We start from the raw sequence: 17090 nt of genomic DNA on the forward strand, positions 1-17090 counted from the left end.
CTGCCGAGCCCCACTTTCGCCGCTAAGCACCCGGTTCCAGGTCTGCTCGACGCCGCAGCCAAGCGGCGAGACCATGCCAAGGCCCGTGACGACAACCCGCCTCATATCCAGCACTCCGGCTCGCGGCGCGGTCATAACAAGAAGCCGGTGGACCGCATGGGTGCGGCCCGCCCGGCTTCGTTAGTCCCGCGCGAGAGCGTCAGCTCTTTGCGTTCTTTTCGAGAAACTTGGTGGCGTCGCCAACCGTCAGAATGGTTTCTGCGGCATCATCAGGAATTTCGCAGCCGAATTCTTCTTCGAATGCCATCACGAGCTCGACGGTGTCGAGGCTGTCGGCACCGAGATCGTCAATGAAGCTCGCGCCGTCGACCACTTTCTCGGGCTCGACACCAAGGTGCTCCACCACGATCTTCTTAACCCGCTCGCCAATCTCACTCATCGTTCAAACCTCGTGCTGTTCCATTGGACCCGACCGCTAGGATACGAGCCATCGTGGTGCGTTAACTCGTTAAGTTCCCGTCGCAATCGCGTAAGTCGTGATTATCCCCGTCCCCAGGGATGAAAGCCCGGCAACGACCGCAGGCTCTGCACCGCCAATATACAGGGTTTCGCTGTCCTGCAATGGCGTTCTTTGCCCATCCGTTCGTCGTTCGGTTATCATACTTCGTATGCCTTGACTACAAGCCTCGGCCGGCGGACGGGATCGCCCGGCGGCGGTGGAAAACTCCGTTAGATCATCGCCATTCCGCCGTTGACGTGAATCGTCTGCCCGGTGACGTAGCCGGCTTCGTTGGACGCCAGATACACCGCCGCGGCGGCGATATCGTCCGGGGTGCCTAACCGTCCCGCCGGCACTTTGGTGAGAATCGCTTCGCGCTGCTTGTCGTTGAGCCCGTCGGTCATCGGCGTGGCGATGAATCCGGGGGCGATGCAATTGGCGGTAACGTTGCGCTTGGCATACTCGGCGCCGAGCGTCTTGATCATCCCGATCAATCCGGCCTTGGAGGCGGCGTAATTGCCCTGCCCGGCATTGCCGGTGACCCCGACCACCGAGGTGATCGCGATAATCCGCCCGAACCGCTTGCGCATCATCAGTTTGGTGGCGGCGCGCGCCAGCCGGAAGGTCGCGGTCAGGTTGACCTTGATCACGTCGTCCCAGTCCTCGTCGCGCAGCTGCACGAACAGATTGTCGCGGGTGATACCGGCGTTGCTGACCAGGATATCGAGCCCGCCGATCGCCTTTTCCGCCGCCGGCACCAGCGCCTCGACCTCGGCGGCGTCCGACAGATTGCAGGGCAGCACGTGAACGCGCGCGCCGAGGCTGGCGGCGAGCGTCTCCAGCGCCTCGCGGCGGGTCCCGGAAATCGCCACCGTGGCACCCTGCGCGTGCAGGGCCTGCGCAATCGCACCGCCGATGCCTCCGGTCGCGCCGGTCACCAGCGCGGTCCTGCCAGTCAAATCGAACATCCAAGTCTCCCTACAGAAAGCACGGCGGGCCAGCGCCGCCATTTCGGCGCGGCCGAAGATCAGCGCGAAATGCCGCGACAAAGCGCCTGCCGTCAATGATCCACGTGCTTGACAGTTGGATGGAGGCGCGGCGCGGCGGCGGCGCCGGCGCACGCTTTCCGCCTCCGCCGGCACGCCATGGCATTTGTCTTGCATGAAATTCGGCACAAAACGGCGCGAAACGCGCCGGCCAAGCGACTGGCACAGGAGGCCTTTGATGTCGATCAGCGAGACCACTCCACCATCCCCCGGCCTGCAAAAGGTCCTCGGCCCCGTTCAGCTCTGGGGCATCGCCGTCGGGCTGGTGATCTCGGGCGAATATTTCGGCTGGAGCTTCGGCTGGAATAGCGCCGGCACGCTGGGCTTTCTGGTCGCCACCGTGCTGGTGGCGACGATGTACACCACCTTCATCTTCAGCTTCACCGAACTGTCCACCGCGATCCCGCATGCCGGCGGGCCGTTTGCTTACGCGCGGCGCGCCTTCGGGCCGACCGGCGGCTTCATCGCCGGCTTCGCTACTTTGGTAGAATTCGTGTTCGCGCCGCCGGCCATCGCGCTGGCGATCGGCGCGTACCTCAACGTGCAATTCCCCGGCATCAACCCGAAATGGTTCGCGCTCGGCGCCTATGTGATCTTCATCGGGCTGAACTGGATCGGCATCGGCATCGCCGCGGCGTTCGAGCTGTTCGTCACCGTGCTGGCGATCTTCGAATTGCTGGTGTTCATGGGCGTGGTACTGCCGGGCTGGTCGTTGTCGAATTTCGTCGCCAATGGCTGGGCCGGCGGCAATGCGCTGAACGGTGCCGCGATCTCCGGCATCTTCGCCTCGATCCCGTTCGCGATCTGGTTCTTCCTCGCCATCGAGGGCGCGGCGATGGCGGCCGAGGAGGCCCATCATCCGCAGCGCACCATTCCGCTGGCCTATATCGGCGGCATTCTCACTTTGGTGCTGCTGGCGTTCGGCGTGATGATCTTCGCCGGCGGCGTCGGCGACTGGAGCAAGCTTGCCAACATCAACGATCCCCTGCCGCAGGCGATGAAGGTGGTGGTCGGCGACAATTCGGGCTGGCTGCACATGCTGGTATGGATCGGGCTGTTCGGCCTGGTCGCGTCGTTTCACGGCATCATCATGGGCTATTCGCGGCAGATCTTCGCGCTGTCGCGCGCCGGCTATCTGCCGGCGATGTTCGCAGCGCTCAGTCCGCGCTTCAACACCCCGCACCGCGCGCTATTGGCCGGCGGCGTGGTCGGCGTGATCGCGATCTTCAGCGACGAATGGGTGCAGTTCGGCGGCCAGACGCTGACGGCGAACATCGTGACGATGTCGGTGCTCGGCGCCATCGTGATGTATCTGATTTCGATGGCAGCGCTGTTCAAGCTGCGGCGCAGCGAACCGTCGATGCCGCGGCCGTATCGCGCGCCGTTCTATCCGCTGTTTCCGGCGATCGCGCTCGTGCTGGCGCTGGTCTGTCTCGGCGCCATGATGTGGTTCAACGCCATGCTGAGCCTGCTGTTCCTGGTGCTGATGGCGCTGGCCTACGGTTACTTCTACTTCACCGCGGAGCAGCGCCGCAGCGCCGCGCCGGACGAGATGCTGTCAGCGACGATCTAGAGCTATTCCGGTTCTGATAGATCAGAACCGGAGTTCTAGCTTGTTATTTTGACGCGGTTTCTTCACGCGAACCGGGATCCACTTCGCTCGAATACGCTATAGCCAGCGCATGATCCCGAAAAGTGGATCGCGGTTTCCGGACCAGATCATGCGCAATCGGCAAGCCGATCGCCGCGTGGGCCTTGGCGGCTCACGCGGTGGCGGACGCCGCCAGCGCCAGCTTGGCCGCGTCGAGATCGCTGGGACCGCCGACCGCGATTCCCACCGCGCCGTCGGCGATGCGCTTGACGAGGCCGCTCAACACCTTGCCGGCGCCGATCTCGAAGAAATGCGTGACGCCCTGGGCGGCCATGAAGGCCACCGATTCGCGCCAGCGCACCGTGCCGGTGACCTGTTCGACCAGCAGCCGGCGAATCTCGTCGGGAGCGGTGATCGGCTTGGCCAGCACGTTGACCACCAACGGCGCCACCGGCGCCAGAACCTTCACCGCCGCCAGCGCATGCGCCATGGCGTCGGCCGCCGGCTGCATCAGCCGGCAATGGAACGGGGCGGAGACCGGCAGCAGCACCGCGCGCTTGGCGCCCTTGGCCTTGGCAATCTCCAGCGCGCGTTCGACCGCGGCCTTGTCGCCCGACACCACCACCTGGCCGCCGCCGTTATCATTGGCGGCCTGGCAGACCTCGCCCTGCGCCGCCTCCTTGGCCACCGTCACCGCGGCGTCGAAGTCGAGCCCGATCAGCGCCGCCATCGCGCCGATGCCGACCGGCACCGCCTTCTGCATCGCCTGACCGCGGATCCGCAGCAGCCGCGCGGTATCGGCGATCGTCAGGCTGCCGGCCGCGGCCAGCGCGGAATATTCCCCGAGCGAATGCCCGGCGAGGAACACGGCGTGCCGCCCCACCGAAAAGCCGGCCTCGGTCTCCAGCACCCGCAAGGTGGCCAGCGACACCGCCATCAGCGCCGGCTGGGCGTTCTCGGTCAGTTGCAGGGTCTCGGCCGGGCCGTCCCAGATCGTCGCGGTAAGCTTTTCGCCGAGCGCCGAATCGACCTCGTCGAACACCGCGCGCGCCACCGGGAACGCATCGGCCAGGGCCTTGCCCATGCCGACGGTTTGGGATCCTTGGCCAGGAAAGGTAAAAGCGGCCGTCATTTGCATTCCCCGAGGCTGGGACCACGGCGTTGCAACGGCCGCGCGGCCGGGCAAAGCCCGTTCCGCGGCGCCAACGGCCATGGTCCGATCAAAATCTGCGCGTTTTTCCGGGCAATCCGGCTGGTCTTGCTGGAACGCGCGGCAATACCGGCCGTAAGACACCGGCGCGGGCAGGTCTGTCAAGCGAACCGCCCGCGCTTGGCCTTAACCATTCGCATGGGGGGCTGTGACCGGCCGGCGCCGGCTTGCCATTCCACGCAAAATCCGTATAAACCGCGCATCCGTGGATCCCGGCCGGGAGCTGAACGGACGGTCTCAGCAATTTCACCTGCTTTTATTTAGGTATGGCGATGTTGATGCGACAGGGCCAGTAGGTCCGTCGTCCCGTGCTTCCGCCTTCTGAGCATTCTCGAGTCCTTTCCGAAGGGTTCGAAGGGCTTGCCGCCGGGCGCCGCGCTAACCTTGGAAAGGACAGCCATGCCTCTTTATGAGCATGTTTTTCTCGCGCGTCAGGATGCGAGCACCCAGCAGGTGGAAGAACTGACGACCCAGATCACCAGCGTGATCGAAGGTCTCGGCGGCAAAGTCGTCAAGATGGAATCCTGGGGCGTGCGCTCGCTCACCTACCGCATGCACAAGAACCGCAAGGCGCATTTCGTGCTGTTGAACATCGACGGCCCCTCCGCGGTGGTCGCCGAAGTCGAGCGCCAGGAGCGCATCAACGAAGACGTCATCCGTTACCTGACCGTGCGCGTCGATGAGCTGGAAGAAGGCCCGTCGGCGATGATGCGCAAGACCGACCGCGATCGCGATCGCGACGACCGTGGCGGTTTCCGTGGCGACCGCGAAGGCGGCTTCCGTGGCGATCGTGAAGGTGGTTTCCGTGGCGGCGACCGTGAAGGCGGCGGTTTCCGTGGTGACCGTGGTCCGCGCCGTCCGCGTGACGACGCCCCCGCCCCCGCCGCAGCGACTGAGGAGTAAGAATCATGGCTGAAGCAGGTGCCCGCCGTCCGTTTTTCCGCCGCCGCAAGACCTGCCCGTTTACGGGTCCGAACGCGCCGAAGATCGACTACAAGGATTCCAAGCTGTTGATGCGTTACGTCTCCGAGCGCGGCAAGATCGTGCCGAGCCGCATCACCGCGGTCTCCGCCAAGAAGCAGCGTGAACTCGCCCGCGCCATCAAGCGCTCGCGTTTCCTCGGTCTGCTGCCCTACGTCATTCGCTAACCTGTTGCGGCCCGCGGCGTTCGCGCCGCGGGCTTTTGCTTTGCAGTTTTCATAAGGCGGCGGGTCGTTCCGCGCGCCGATGGTTGGGGTCAAACAGACCTCTAACCGCTCGAAAGGAGCGGGACAGCTGATGATATTGACCGCCCTGATCACGCTTGCGGCCGGCTCTGCGTCGGCGCTGATGTTCGCCTCGCTCATTTCGGGCGCGGCGATCTCGCTGCTGTTGTTCTACCTCGCCCCGCTGCCGTTGATGGTCGCCGCCTTGGGCTGGAGCGCCGCGGGCGCTGCGCTCGGCGGCCTGATCGCCGGCACGGCCCTTGTCGCGCTGTTCGGCCTGTCCTATTTCGCCACGTTCGTTTTCACCGTCGTGCTGCCGGCCGGCTGGCTCGGCCACCTCGCGCTGCTCGGCCGCCCGGCGCCGCTCGGCGTGTCTCCTGCCGGGGGGCCGACATCGATCGAATGGTATCCGATCGGCCGCGTCATCGCCTGGACCGCGGGTCTCGCAGCGCTGACCACGATGGCGGCGCTGTTCACGCTCGGCACCGACAGCGAGAGCATCAATGCCGAGCTGCGTCGCGGGCTGTTGCGCATCATGAACCCCAGCGACAATGCGAGGGTCGATGCGCTGGTCAGGATCGCGCCGGCCGCGGCCGCAATCGTCGCGATGATGACGCTGACCCTCAACCTCTGGCTCGCCGGCAAGGTCACCGCGATGTCGGGGCGGCTGCAACGGCCCTGGCCCGACCTCAACGCCGCCGCATTGCCACCGATGACGCTGGCGGCGCTATCTCTGGCGATCGGATTGAGTTTCCTCGGCGGCCTCCTCGGCATGATCGCGCAGACCGCCAGCACCGCGCTGATGATGGCCTACGCGCTGAACGGGCTGGCGACGCTGCACACCCTGACGCGCGCGATCAGGCATCGCGGCGTTTGGCTGAGTTCGTGCTACGCGCTGGTGATGGTGTTGGGCTGGCCGGTGCTACTGATCGTCGCGCTGGGGCTCGCCGACGCCATCTTCAACCTTCGGCAGCGCTACCTGCAGCGCGCCCCGCCGCCGCCGGTCGCGCTGCCCTGACCCTCACCAATCCAACCAAACCCGACAGCTACTCAACCCACAAGGAGAACACCATGGAAGTCATTTTGCTGGAACGCGTCGGCAAGCTCGGTCAGATGGGCGAAGTCGTCAAGGTCAAGCACGGCTTTGCGCGCAACTTCCTCTTGCCGCGCGGCAAGGCGCTGCGCGCCACCGCCGACAACCGCGCCAAGTACGAGCACATGAAGGCCGACCTCGAGGCCCGCAACATCGAAGCCAAGGCCGAGGCCACCAAGGTTGCCGAGAAGATCGACGGCCGCAATGTCGTGGTGCTGCGCCAGGCTTCGGAAACCGGCCAGTTGTTCGGGTCGGTCACGGTGCGTGACATCATTGCCCAGTTCACCGCCGATGGCGTTCACATCAACCGCAGCCAGGTGCTGCTCGACCACCCGGTCAAGACCATCGGCAAGCACAGCATCTCGATCGCCGTGCATCCGGAAGTCGAAGTCTCGGTGTCGGTGACGGTGGCGCGCAGCGCGCTGGAAGCCGAACGCATCAACCGCGGCGAGGACATCTCGACCCGCCAGGAAGACCAGGACGCCGCCGCCGAAGCGCTGGCCGCCGCCGGCGAGTTCTTCGATCCGGAAGCCCAGCACGACGACGAGCCGGAAGAAGCCGGCGACAAGTAAGCCGCGGCGATCTTTCCGCTGCGGGAGTTGCTTCCGGAAGAGGCCCTCTTCGGAAAGTTGGCCGCTCTGCGCGCACTGCTTCACCTCTCCCCGCCTGCGGGGAGAGGTCGACCCGGCTGAGCTTTAGCGAAGCCGGGTCGGGTGAGGGAGCGCCTCGGCAGAACGCGGCGCCCCCTCACCCGGCGCGCCAAGCTTCGCTTGTCACGCCACCCTCTCCCCGCAAGCGGGGCGAGGGAGCGTATGCCGCACCGCTTCGATCCAACTTCGGCGCGGTGTTACCCTGACTGTTTATTCGCCTCGGTCGGCCGTGAGGCCGCCGCCCCACTTGCACGAAAAAGCCCGGCCTGATCACTCAGGCCGGGCTTTTTGGTATCGGCGTCGCGAGTTGCGGCGATCCGGCTTGACGTCTGCGGTCGCAGCGCCGCTGCGTTATTTCAGCGGCGGCACCATCTCGTCCGAAGGCGACGGCGTCGGCGCGGCGGGCGGCAGCGAGGCCGGCGCTTCCGCAGCGGGGCGCGAGCTGGCCGCAGGTTCGCTGTCACTGGCCTTCGGCGCCGGCGTCACCGCGGGCACCGGATCGGGCCGCAGCGTGCCCGCGCCGTTGCCGGGCTCGGACGCTGCCGGCTCGACCGGCTTGGCCGATTCGGATTTCGACGCGTCGTCCTTCGCGGGCGCGGTCTTCGCCGGTTCGGTTTTGGCCGGTTCAGACTTGGCCGGTTCAGACTTGGGTAGTTCGGTCTTCGCGGGTTCAGACTTCGCGGGTTCAGACTTCGCGGGTTCAGACTTCGCCGGCTCGGGCTTGGCGGCCTCCGGCTTGGCCGGCTCGCTCTTGTCGGCATCGGCGGGCACGGGCTTGTTGCGGTCCTGGCGATGCTTGCCCTTCTTGCCGAGCTTCTGCCGCGGCGCCGGCTTCTCCTCGACCACCGCGGGCGCTTCGCCCTCGACCGCGGGAGCGGCGACCGCCGGGGCCGCCGAGGGCTCCGCTACGGGCTTGGCCTGCCGCTTGGACTTGCGCCGGCTCGGAGCGGCCTCCTGCGCCGGCGAACCGTCGGCATCGGGCTTGGCGGCCTCCTGCGGCTGCGCCTCCTGGCGCGGCCTGCGGCCCGGCCGGGTCTCGGCCTGCTCCGGCGCGGCATTGGGCGCGGCTTCCGGCTTGCCCTCGCGGCCCGGCTTGGCCGGTGCTACGCCGTAACGCGTATCGGTCGCCCCGTTGGACACCAGATAGGAGCTCAGCAGCCCCGCCATGTCGCTGCTCGTGGTGTAATGCTGGCGCAAATAGGCCGGCAGCGATCCCGGCGGCACGGTGCGCAACAGCCCGCGTGGGCTCTTGTGGCAGGCGCTGCAGGCGCCGGCGAAAATCTGCGACGGGCTCTTGCCGGCTTCGAGGTTCTGAGCCTGCGCCGGCGCGGCCGCGGCCCCACCGATCAGCAGCAGCACCGTCGCTAAACTGAGCGCTCGGCTCGACATTCGTATTCTCCTGATGTGGGTAGCGCCGAAACACGGCGACACCTTTTAGCCGATTGGGCCGTGAATGGAAGCACGCAGATGACGCATCTGTGTGAACATGACTGCTGGTATCTTTTTGCACGTGTCCAAACTCTTGGCCCCGCGCAACGCCGCTCCTATCTCGATGGCAGGGAGGTCACTCGTAGGTTCTCACCATGCAATCATGGGGCGTAGCCGATGGACGGTTTACTGCGTTTCTTCCTGTCGCGTTTCATTCGCCGGGGCACCATCACTTTCACCACCGCCGCAGGCACGAGCTTTACTTGCGGCGACGGCAGCGGAGAGCCGGTGGCGGCGCGGTTTGTGACCGCCCGCGCGCAACGCCGGCTGCTGCTCGACCCTGAACTGGCGTTCGGCGAAATCTACATGGACGGCAGCTTCGTGGTCGAGCAGGGCTCGATCGCCGAGGTGCTGGCCGTCGTGATGGACCAGCCGGATCTGGCGCCGCGCTGGGGCAAGCCACTATGGTGGGTGCGCTACCTGTTGCGCAGCCTGCAGCAATTCAATCCGCGCAGCCGCGCCCGCAACAATGTCGCGCATCACTACGACCTCGACGGCCGGCTCTACGCGCTCTTCCTCGACGCCGACCGGCAATACAGCTGCGGCTATTTCGAACATCCCGAGGCGACGCTGGACGATGCTCAACTGGCCAAGAAACGCCACCTCGCCGCGAAACTGTTGATCCAGCCCGGCCAGCGGCTGCTCGACATCGGCTCCGGCTGGGGCGGGCTCGGGCTATACCTGGCGCAGATGCTGGGCGCCGACGTCACCGGCGTGACGCTGTCGCAGGAGCAATTGCATCTCTCCAACGCCCGCGCCGCCGAGAACAATCTTGCCGGCTCGGCGCGGTTTGTGCTGCAGGACTATCGCGACGTCGCAGGGCCGTTCGACCGCATCGTCTCGGTCGGGATGTTCGAGCATGTCGGGGTGGCGCATTTTGACACCTACTTCAAACGCTGCGCCGAGCTGTTGCACCCAGACGGCGTGATGCTGCTGCATGCGATTGGCCGCTCCGAGGGGCCGGGCATCACCAACCCCTGGATCGCCAAATACATCTTCCCCGGCGGCTACCTGCCGGCGCTGTCGGAGGTGCTGCCGGCGATCGAGCGCGCCGGCCTGTTGGTCTGCGACATCGAAATCCTGCGGCTGCATTACGCCGACACGCTGAAGGCGTGGCGCGAACGTTTCCTGGCGCGGCGGGAGGAAGCGGCGAGGCTGTATGACGAGCGCTTTGTGCGGATGTGGGAGTTCTATCTCGCCGCCTCGGAAATGACCTTCCGCAAGCAGAACACCATGGTGTTTCAGATCCAGCTCGCCAAACGCCAGGGCGTGGTGCCGATCACCCGCGATCACATCACGCGTGAAGAAACTCGGCTGCGTGAGATCGAGCGCCGTCATCGTCCGCGGTTTCAGCTCGCGGGCGAATGAACTCGGAGCGGGCTTCGACGCGGACCTGAGCGTGGGGCGCCGGGCGGTCGATGGCGCAGGGCCGCGCCAGATATTGTTCCGCGGCGGCGAGCAGCGCCGGATCGCAGGGCATCGCGTGCAGCGCCGGCTGCGAGACCGATTCGATGGCGCGCACCAGGCCGAGCAGCCAGGCGGCGTTTCGATCGTGCAACGGGACCTGCTGGGCCATCGGTCACCCCTCGTTTCGGACATTAACAACCCGATGCCGGCAAATCGGTTCCTCAAAATTCCGGCAGCGTCACCTGGTGCAGCCTCACCTGGTGCAGCCTCATCTCGTTACGGGACTGGGATCACGGAACGCTTAAGCCAGTGGGTCCAATTGTCTGCAAGCCGCACGCCGCGAGCCGCATCGCGCCAGCGGAGCAGCGCGAGGCGGCGGAAATTTGTCGCCGTCACGGCGCAAATGGTTCATGACAGCCGAACCGCCGCGGCCTTCGCCCGACGCGTGTGTGAATCGGGCATAAGCCGCCACCGCCCTTTCCCCCGAGCCGGGAATGGCGCTTTAGTCCCGCCCCGTTCCAGACAAACTCCGATAGACCTATAGAGACCATGGCCGCATTTGATTCGAACGTTCTCAAGCTCGCGCCGGAACCGGGCACGCCCGCCTACCGCATGGCGCCGCATAATATCGAGGCGGAACAGAGCGTTCTCGGCGCCATCCTGATCAACAACGACGCCTTCTACCGGGTCTCGGATTTTCTCAAGCAGGAACATTTCTTCGAGCCGATCCACCAGACCATCTACGACACCGCGTCGAGCCTGATTCGCGCCGGCAAGGTCGCCACCCCAGTGACGCTGAAGACCTTCCTGCCCGCCGACACCGATCTCGGCGGCATCACCGTCGGGCAATATCTCGCCAGGCTCGCCGCCGAAGCCACCACCATCATCAACGCCCATGATTATGGCCGCACCATCTACGAGCTGGCGCTGCGCCGCGACCTGATCGGGATCGGCACCGACATGGTCAACGTCGCCTATGACGCGCCGGTGGATTTCGCGCCGAAAGCGCAGATCGAGGACGCCGAGCGAAGGCTGTACGAGCTTGCGGAGTCCGGCCGCTACGACGGCGGCTTCCAGAAATTCTCCCAGGCGCTCACCGTCGCGGTCGACATGGCGGCGGCCGCGTTCCAGCGCGACGGCCGGTTGTCCGGCATCGCCACCGGACTGCGCGACCTCGACAACAAGATGGGCGGGTTGCAGCACTCCGACTTGATCATCGTCGCCGGCCGCCCCGGCATGGGCAAGACCGCGCTCGCCACCAACATCGCCTACAACGTCGCCCGCGCCTATCGCGGCGAGATCCAGGCCGACGGCAGCACCAAGACCGTCAATGGCGGCGTGGTCGGCTTCTTCTCCTGCGAAATGTCGGCCGAACAGCTCGCCACCCGTATTCTCGCCGAGCAGACCGGGATTTCTTCGTCCTCGATCCGCCGCGGCGGCATCACCGAGGCGGATTTCGACAAGATCCGCGATTACTCGATCGAGCTGCAATCGCTGCCTTTGTTCGTCGACGAAACCGGCGGCCTGTCGATCTCGCAGCTCACCGCGCGGGCGCGGCGACTGAAGCGGCAGAAGGGCCTCGATCTGATCATCGTCGACTATATCCAGCTGTTGCAGGGAAGCGGCAAGCGCTCCGACAACCGCGTCCAGGAAGTCACCGAGATCACCACCAGCCTAAAGGCTTTGGCAAAAGAGCTCAACGTGCCGGTGATCGGGCTGTCGCAGTTGTCGCGTCAGGTCGAGAGCCGCGACGACAAGCGGCCGCAATTGTCCGACTTGCGCGAATCCGGCTCGATCGAGCAGGACGCCGACGTCGTGATGTTCGTCTATCGCGAAGAATATTATCTGCAGAACAAGGAGCCGCGCCCCGGCACGCCGGAGCACGAAAAATGGACCACCGACATGGATCTGGTCCACGGCAAGGCCGAAGTCATCATCGGCAAGCAGCGCCACGGCCCCACCGGCACCGTCGAATTGCAGTTCGAGGGCCAGTTCACCCGGTTCAGCGATCTTACCCAGGACAGCCACCTGCCCGACCGCATGTGAGCCCTTCGGCGCGCGGCGTTGAACCGCGCCCGCGGCGTGCGTAATGTTGCCGCGTTCGCAGCCGATGTTGCGCCGCTCGCGCCGCGCTCCGGCGACGCGATGCCAGCGTCAGGAATCTCTTTTCATCATGAACGTCGTCCCCAGTCCGAAGTCGATCGCCCCCGAGTCTCCCGTCGCCGCCGCAGCGGGGCCGGCCGAGACCGCCGCCACCGGGGTGCTCAGCATCGACCTCGACGCCATCGTGGCGAACTGGCGCAAGCTGGAAAAGACCGCGGTGCCTTCGGAATGCGCCGGCGTGGTGAAGGCCGACGCCTATGGCTGCGGGGTCGGCCCGGTGGCGCGCGCGCTATCGTCGGCCGGCTGCAAGACCTTCTTCGTCGCCACGCTGGATGAAGCCCGCGCGCTGCGCGCCGCCGCCCCCGCCGCCGTCATCTACGTGCTCGACGGGTTCTTGCCGAACTGCGGCGACGGCTATGCCGAGTTCGATTGCAAGCCGGTGATCGGCAGCCTCGACGAACTCGCCGAATGGGACTCGTTCTGCCGCCGCAGCTTCTGGAAGGGCGGCGCCGCGATCCATATCGACACCGGGATGAACCGGCTCGGGCTCGGCATCGCCGAGGCCGAAGGCATCGTGCCGCGGATCACCGCCGGCGATCACGGCATCACGCTGGTGATCAGCCATCTGGCCTGCGCCGAGACGCTGAACCACCCGCTCAACGCCAGGCAGGCGACCCATTTCCGCGCCGTCGCCAGCGGGTTTTCCGGCGTGCCGGCGTCGCTGTCGGCGTCGTCGGGAATCTATCTCGGCCAGCAATTCCACTTCGATCTGGTGCGGCCGGGCGCCGCCTTGTACGGCATCAATCCGACGCCGGAGGCCGACAATCCGATGCAGCCGGTGGTGACGCTGAAGTCGCGCATCCTGCAGGTCCGCGACGTGGCGCGCGGCGACACCGTGGGCTATGGCGCGACCTGGACGGCGCGGCGGCCGACAAGGATCGCGGTGGTCGCGGCGGGCTATGCCGACGGCTATTTCCGCGCCGCCGGCTCCAGCGACGGCACCCGCGGCGCCGAGGTGATCATCGCGGGCCAACGCTGCCCGGTGGCCGGGCGGATCTCGATGGATCTGCTCGCGGTCGATATCACTGACCTCGCGCCGAACGCCGCGCGCCGCGGCCACATAGCGACGCTGATCGGCGACGGCATCACCGTCGACGAATTGGCGCATCATTTCGGCAGCATCGGCTACGAGGTGCTGACCAGCCTCGGCAAGCGCTACGCCCGGCACTACACCGGCGCCGCCACGGCGCCGGGCGACGCGGCACAGCCGGACGCACCGGCGAAGACTTAGGCGCCGGCGAATTCCTGCGAGCCTGGCCGAAAAAGCAGCGCGCAAAAGCAGGTTTTGTCATTGCGAGCCGAGCGCGGCGCGCTCCGCCGAGCGACAGCGAAGCAATCCAGGGGCTGCACGCGTGGCCCTGGATTGCTTCGTCGCAAGAGCTCCTCGCAATGACGCCGCGAGCACTGACTTCACCTCTCCCCGCGTGCGGCAGGGCGGTCGCACATGGATTTTCGCAGGCCATTGCGTCGCAGCTCTCTTCACCCTCCCCTGGAGGGGGAGGGTCGGCGGTGACCGCGCGAAGCGCGGTGCACGCCGGGGTGGGGTGAGCAGCACGCACGGCGGATGACCTCTTCGCCACCCCACCCCGCTCGCTGCGCGAGCGACCCTCCCCCTCCAGGGGAGGGTGATCCTCGCAGCAACCGCCAACTTTCATATGCGATTGCCCCGCCCGCAAGCGGGCAGAGGTCGACCCGACGTAGCGCCAGCGAAGCCCGGTCGGGTGAGGGGGCGCCGCGGCATCACGCGGCGCCCCCTCACCCGGCGCGACAAGCTTCGCTTGTCACGCCACCCTCTCCCCGCAAGCGGGGCGAGGGAAAGAGGCGCGCCTGCAACCTTTGAAACCTCACTCATCATCCGCGGCGAGCATCAGCAACGCGGTGACCGCGGCACCGAGCCCGATATGGATCGAGACGCCGATCACGAACCAGGCCTCCAGCGTGCGCGGCGCGATGCTGTTTGCAATCATGTCGTGCAGGCCGAACATGTTCTTGAACAACAGCAGCAGTGCGAAGGCGGCGCCCAGCGCCGCGCCGAACCCGAACTGGCCGGCGAGCTGCCGCAGGATGTACTGCTCTTTGCGCTTGTACGGCTTCGACGGCATGGGGGATGCTCTATGGTTGGCCCTGCCGGCCAGTCTGCCACCAAACCGCGGCTGCCGCCAAGTCCGCGCTACACCTCCACTTTGAAACCGATCTCGATCTCCGATCCGGGGATGCCGCCCCTCAGCCCCCAATTGTGGCTCGGCACTTCGACCAGGATGATCTTGGTCTCCAATTCCGGCACGCCCAGCGCTGCGAGATTGTCGACGATGGCACGATACAAGGCGCGCTTGGCCTCGATCGACCGGCCGGAAAACAGCTTGACCTCGACCCGGGTGAAGCGCTCCGACTTGCCGGTCGGCACCGCGCGCCGGGTCGGTTCGTAGAGATCGACGGTGACGTCGCGATCCCAGTCCGGGATCTTGATCGCGCTCACCATCGCGGACTGCACCGCCTCGATCAGTTCGGCCTCGCGGCCGCGGGCCCATTCGCCGGTGACGATGCTGACAGACGGCATGGCCATGCTCCTCACGCTTGCTATCACAGCTTGGCATATGGCTTGCGACGGCTCAAGATTTTGCAACCGTTGCTATCGATGGGGCCGCCAGTAGCCCGGATCAGCGAAGCGCCGTCCAGGTCTTGTCCTCGAGGCACCCGCTCATGCGGGCTACTCGCTGTTAATTCCAATTGTGCAGAACGGAAATGCTGCCCAATACCAAGCAACTGAGCGAGAGCAGTCCGCCCGTCATCGATATCCAAAGCGTTATTACGAAGCGCAGCGTTTTCACTCTCTTGGGCCAAGCATCCAAATTGGATAGCATTCGAGCATCGGCCCAGGAGTGAAAAAGCTGCGCCGCGAAAGTGAAATTCCAAAATGCGGAAGCTGCCGCGATGAATGCGAAGACGATACCGGCCACAAACCAAAAAAGTGAGCCCGCATACGCCGGAGGATGCTCACCGGCATGGGCCTTGAAAAGAAGTCCAACAATGGCTCCGGAATGCATCAGCCACAGCGTGTTGATCATCCAGCGACCATATTCAGCCTGGGACGAATAAGCCGATTTCCGAAGCTCAATAATCGACTGATACGTTAGCTCTGCCTGCTTAACCAGGAGATCGCTCGGTTGTTGGTCGGCCATCTAACTCTCCGCATGGAACTATAACACGACCGTATCCTAGGCAATCGCTTGACTTCGCGCGTCAACCAAGAACAAATAACGAACAATCCTCTGCGTCACTCACCGCGATTCCGCCCCATGGCCAAAGCCACCCTGTCCTTCGTCTGCCAGAACTGCGGCGCCGCCTATAACCGCTGGCAGGGCAAGTGCGAATCCTGCGGCGAGTGGAACACGCTGGCCGAGGAGGATCTGACCGGCGCGGCCTCGATGCCGGCGTCGATCCGCTCCAAACGCCGCGGCCGCGCCTTCAAGCTGGAGAGCCTCACCGGCAGCAGCGAAAACGCCCCGCGGGTGTCGTCGGGGCTCGGCGAACTCGACCGCGTCACCGGCGGCGGCTTCGTCCGCGGCTCGGTGCTGCTGGTCGGCGGCGATCCCGGGATCGGCAAGTCGACGCTGCTGACGCAGGCCACCAGCCTGATGGCGCGCGACGGCCACCGCATCGTCTACATCTCCGGCGAAGAGGCGGTGGCGCAGGTGCGGCTGCGCGCGGCACGGCTCGGGCTTGCCGACGCCGCGGTGCAGCTCGCCGCCGAGACCTCGGTCGAGGACATCATCACCACGTTGTCGGAAGGCGCGGTGCCGCGGCTGATCGTGATCGATTCCATCCAGACGATGTGGACCGACACCGTGGAATCCGCGCCCGGCACGGTCACGCAAGTCCGCGCCTCGGCGCAGGCGCTGATCCGCTTTGCCAAGAAATCCGGTGCGGCGATCATCCTGGTCGGCCACGTCACCAAGGACGGCCAGATCGCCGGCCCCCGCGTGGTCGAGCACATGGTCGACGCGGTGCTGTCGTTCGAGGGCGAAGGCTCGCAGCAGTTCCGGATTCTGCGCGCGGTGAAGAACCGCTTCGGCCCGACCGACGAGATCGGCGTATTCGAAATGACGGGCTTGGGGTTGCGCGAAGTCGCCAACCCCTCCGAGCTGTTTCTGTCGGAGCGCGATCTGGGCTCGCCCGGCACCGCGGTGTTCGCCGGTATGGAGGGCACGCGCCCGGTGCTGGTGGAATTGCAGGCACTGGTTGTGCCGACCACGCTCGGCACGCCGCGCCGCGCCGTGGTGGGCTGGGATTCCTCGCGGCTGTCGATGGTGCTGGCGGTGCTGGAGGCGCATTGCGGCGTCAAGCTCTCCGGCTACGACGTCTATTTCAACGTCGCCGGCGGCCTGCGGATCAACGAGCCGGCGGCTGATCTTGCCGCCGCCGCGGCTTTGGTGTCGTCGCTCGCCAACGCGCCGCTGCCCACCGACGCGGTGTATTTCGGCGAAATCTCGCTGTCCGGCGCGGTGCGGCCGGTGGCGCAGAGTTCGGCGCGGCTGAAGGAAGCCGCCAAACTGGGGTTTGCCCGCGCGGTGCTGCCCGAATCGGCGCGCGGCGACGCCGGCGGCGATGCCGGGCTCATGCTCAACAGCGTCGGCGGGCTGTCCGGACTGGTCGCCGACATTGCCGCGCGCGGCGCGCCGAAGCCCGGCCGCGACAACGGTAAAAGCACAGCGTCGGAGAAAAACACAGCACCTGCCCG

At 66.0% G+C, this 17090-nt stretch carries 17 protein-coding genes; 10 read left to right on the forward strand and 7 right to left on the reverse strand.

The annotated features are described in order from the left end of the window. The 3 genes from VGC77_RS10330 to fabG form a co-directional block, all read right to left on the reverse strand. Nucleotides 1–105, reverse strand: a 105-nt coding sequence (locus tag VGC77_RS10330; protein ID WP_331171494.1) for a beta-ketoacyl synthase N-terminal-like domain-containing protein, incomplete at its 3' end; no start/stop codon positions are given. A gap of 94 nt (nt 106–199) precedes the next feature. Continuing rightward, nucleotides 200–439 (reverse strand): acyl carrier protein, encoded by a 240-nt coding sequence (locus tag VGC77_RS10335; RefSeq protein WP_011441358.1) that lies wholly within the window; start codon nt 437–439, stop codon nt 200–202. 290 nt (nt 440–729) lie between these two features. Beyond that, on the reverse strand, nt 730–1467 hold the full coding sequence (fabG, locus tag VGC77_RS10340; RefSeq protein ID WP_331171480.1) for a 3-oxoacyl-[acyl-carrier-protein] reductase: 738 nt from the start codon (nt 1465–1467) through the stop codon (nt 730–732). Between the two features lie 256 nt (nt 1468–1723). On the opposite strand from fabG, the gene eat reads away from it, so the two are divergent. Continuing rightward, nucleotides 1724–3118: an ethanolamine permease gene (gene eat, locus VGC77_RS10345; RefSeq protein WP_331171481.1), complete on the forward strand. Its 1395-nt coding sequence runs from the start codon at nt 1724–1726 to the stop codon at nt 3116–3118. Nucleotides 3119–3308: 190 nt separating this feature from the next. On the opposite strand, the gene fabD is transcribed toward eat, so the two are convergent. After that, nucleotides 3309–4268, reverse strand: a complete 960-nt coding sequence (gene fabD, locus VGC77_RS10350; RefSeq protein WP_331171482.1) for an ACP S-malonyltransferase — start codon at nt 4266–4268, stop codon at nt 3309–3311. Nucleotides 4269–4745: 477 nt separating this feature from the next. Between fabD and rpsF the strand changes: the two genes are divergently transcribed. From rpsF to alr, 8 genes are all read left to right on the forward strand, one after another. Next, nucleotides 4746–5249: a 30S ribosomal protein S6 gene (gene rpsF / locus VGC77_RS10355; RefSeq protein ID WP_331171483.1), complete on the forward strand. Its 504-nt coding sequence runs from the start codon at nt 4746–4748 to the stop codon at nt 5247–5249. 5 nt (nt 5250–5254) lie between these two features. Then, entirely contained in the window at nt 5255–5494 is a 240-nt protein-coding gene (gene rpsR, locus VGC77_RS10360) for a 30S ribosomal protein S18 (protein WP_002711478.1), read from the forward strand. Between the two features lie 130 nt (nt 5495–5624). Further along, on the forward strand, nt 5625–6569 hold the full coding sequence (locus VGC77_RS10365; RefSeq protein WP_331171484.1) for a DUF2232 domain-containing protein: 945 nt from the start codon (nt 5625–5627) through the stop codon (nt 6567–6569). Between the two features lie 53 nt (nt 6570–6622). Beyond that, on the forward strand, nt 6623–7216 hold the full coding sequence (rplI, locus tag VGC77_RS10370; RefSeq protein WP_331171485.1) for a 50S ribosomal protein L9: 594 nt from the start codon (nt 6623–6625) through the stop codon (nt 7214–7216). Between the two features lie 589 nt (nt 7217–7805). Further along, nucleotides 7806–8408 carry a pentapeptide repeat-containing protein gene (locus VGC77_RS23655; protein ID WP_414709638.1) on the forward strand — a complete coding sequence of 201 codons (603 nt, stop codon included), beginning with the start codon at nt 7806–7808 and terminating at the stop codon, nt 8406–8408. Nucleotides 8409–8899: 491 nt separating this feature from the next. Next, on the forward strand, nt 8900–10150 hold the full coding sequence (locus VGC77_RS10380; RefSeq protein ID WP_331171487.1) for a cyclopropane-fatty-acyl-phospholipid synthase family protein: 1251 nt from the start codon (nt 8900–8902) through the stop codon (nt 10148–10150). 588 nt (nt 10151–10738) lie between these two features. Next, nucleotides 10739–12235 carry a replicative DNA helicase gene (locus tag VGC77_RS10385; RefSeq protein WP_331171488.1) on the forward strand — a complete coding sequence of 499 codons (1497 nt, stop codon included), beginning with the start codon at nt 10739–10741 and terminating at the stop codon, nt 12233–12235. Between the two features lie 127 nt (nt 12236–12362). Beyond that, nucleotides 12363–13583 (forward strand): alanine racemase, encoded by a 1221-nt coding sequence (alr, locus tag VGC77_RS10390; RefSeq protein WP_331171489.1) that lies wholly within the window; start codon nt 12363–12365, stop codon nt 13581–13583. A gap of 613 nt (nt 13584–14196) precedes the next feature. Here the strand turns inward: alr and VGC77_RS10395 are convergent. From VGC77_RS10395 to VGC77_RS10405, 3 genes are all read right to left on the reverse strand, one after another. Beyond that, a complete protein-coding gene (locus VGC77_RS10395; RefSeq protein WP_331171490.1) occupies nt 14197–14454 on the reverse strand; it encodes a hypothetical protein in 258 nt (85 codons plus the stop codon). A gap of 68 nt (nt 14455–14522) precedes the next feature. Continuing rightward, on the reverse strand, nt 14523–14909 hold the full coding sequence (locus VGC77_RS10400) for a tautomerase family protein (RefSeq protein ID WP_331171491.1): 387 nt from the start codon (nt 14907–14909) through the stop codon (nt 14523–14525). Between the two features lie 160 nt (nt 14910–15069). After that, on the reverse strand, nt 15070–15531 hold the full coding sequence (locus tag VGC77_RS10405) for a hypothetical protein (protein ID WP_331171492.1): 462 nt from the start codon (nt 15529–15531) through the stop codon (nt 15070–15072). A 117-nt stretch (nt 15532–15648) separates the two neighbouring features. Here VGC77_RS10405 and radA point away from each other — a divergent pair. Further along, on the forward strand, nt 15649–17090 hold a 1442-nt coding region (radA, locus tag VGC77_RS10410; protein ID WP_331171493.1), incomplete at its 3' end, for a DNA repair protein RadA.

This window comes from Rhodopseudomonas sp., assembly GCF_036404135.1.
Lineage (GTDB): Bacteria > Pseudomonadota > Alphaproteobacteria > Rhizobiales > Xanthobacteraceae > Rhodopseudomonas_A.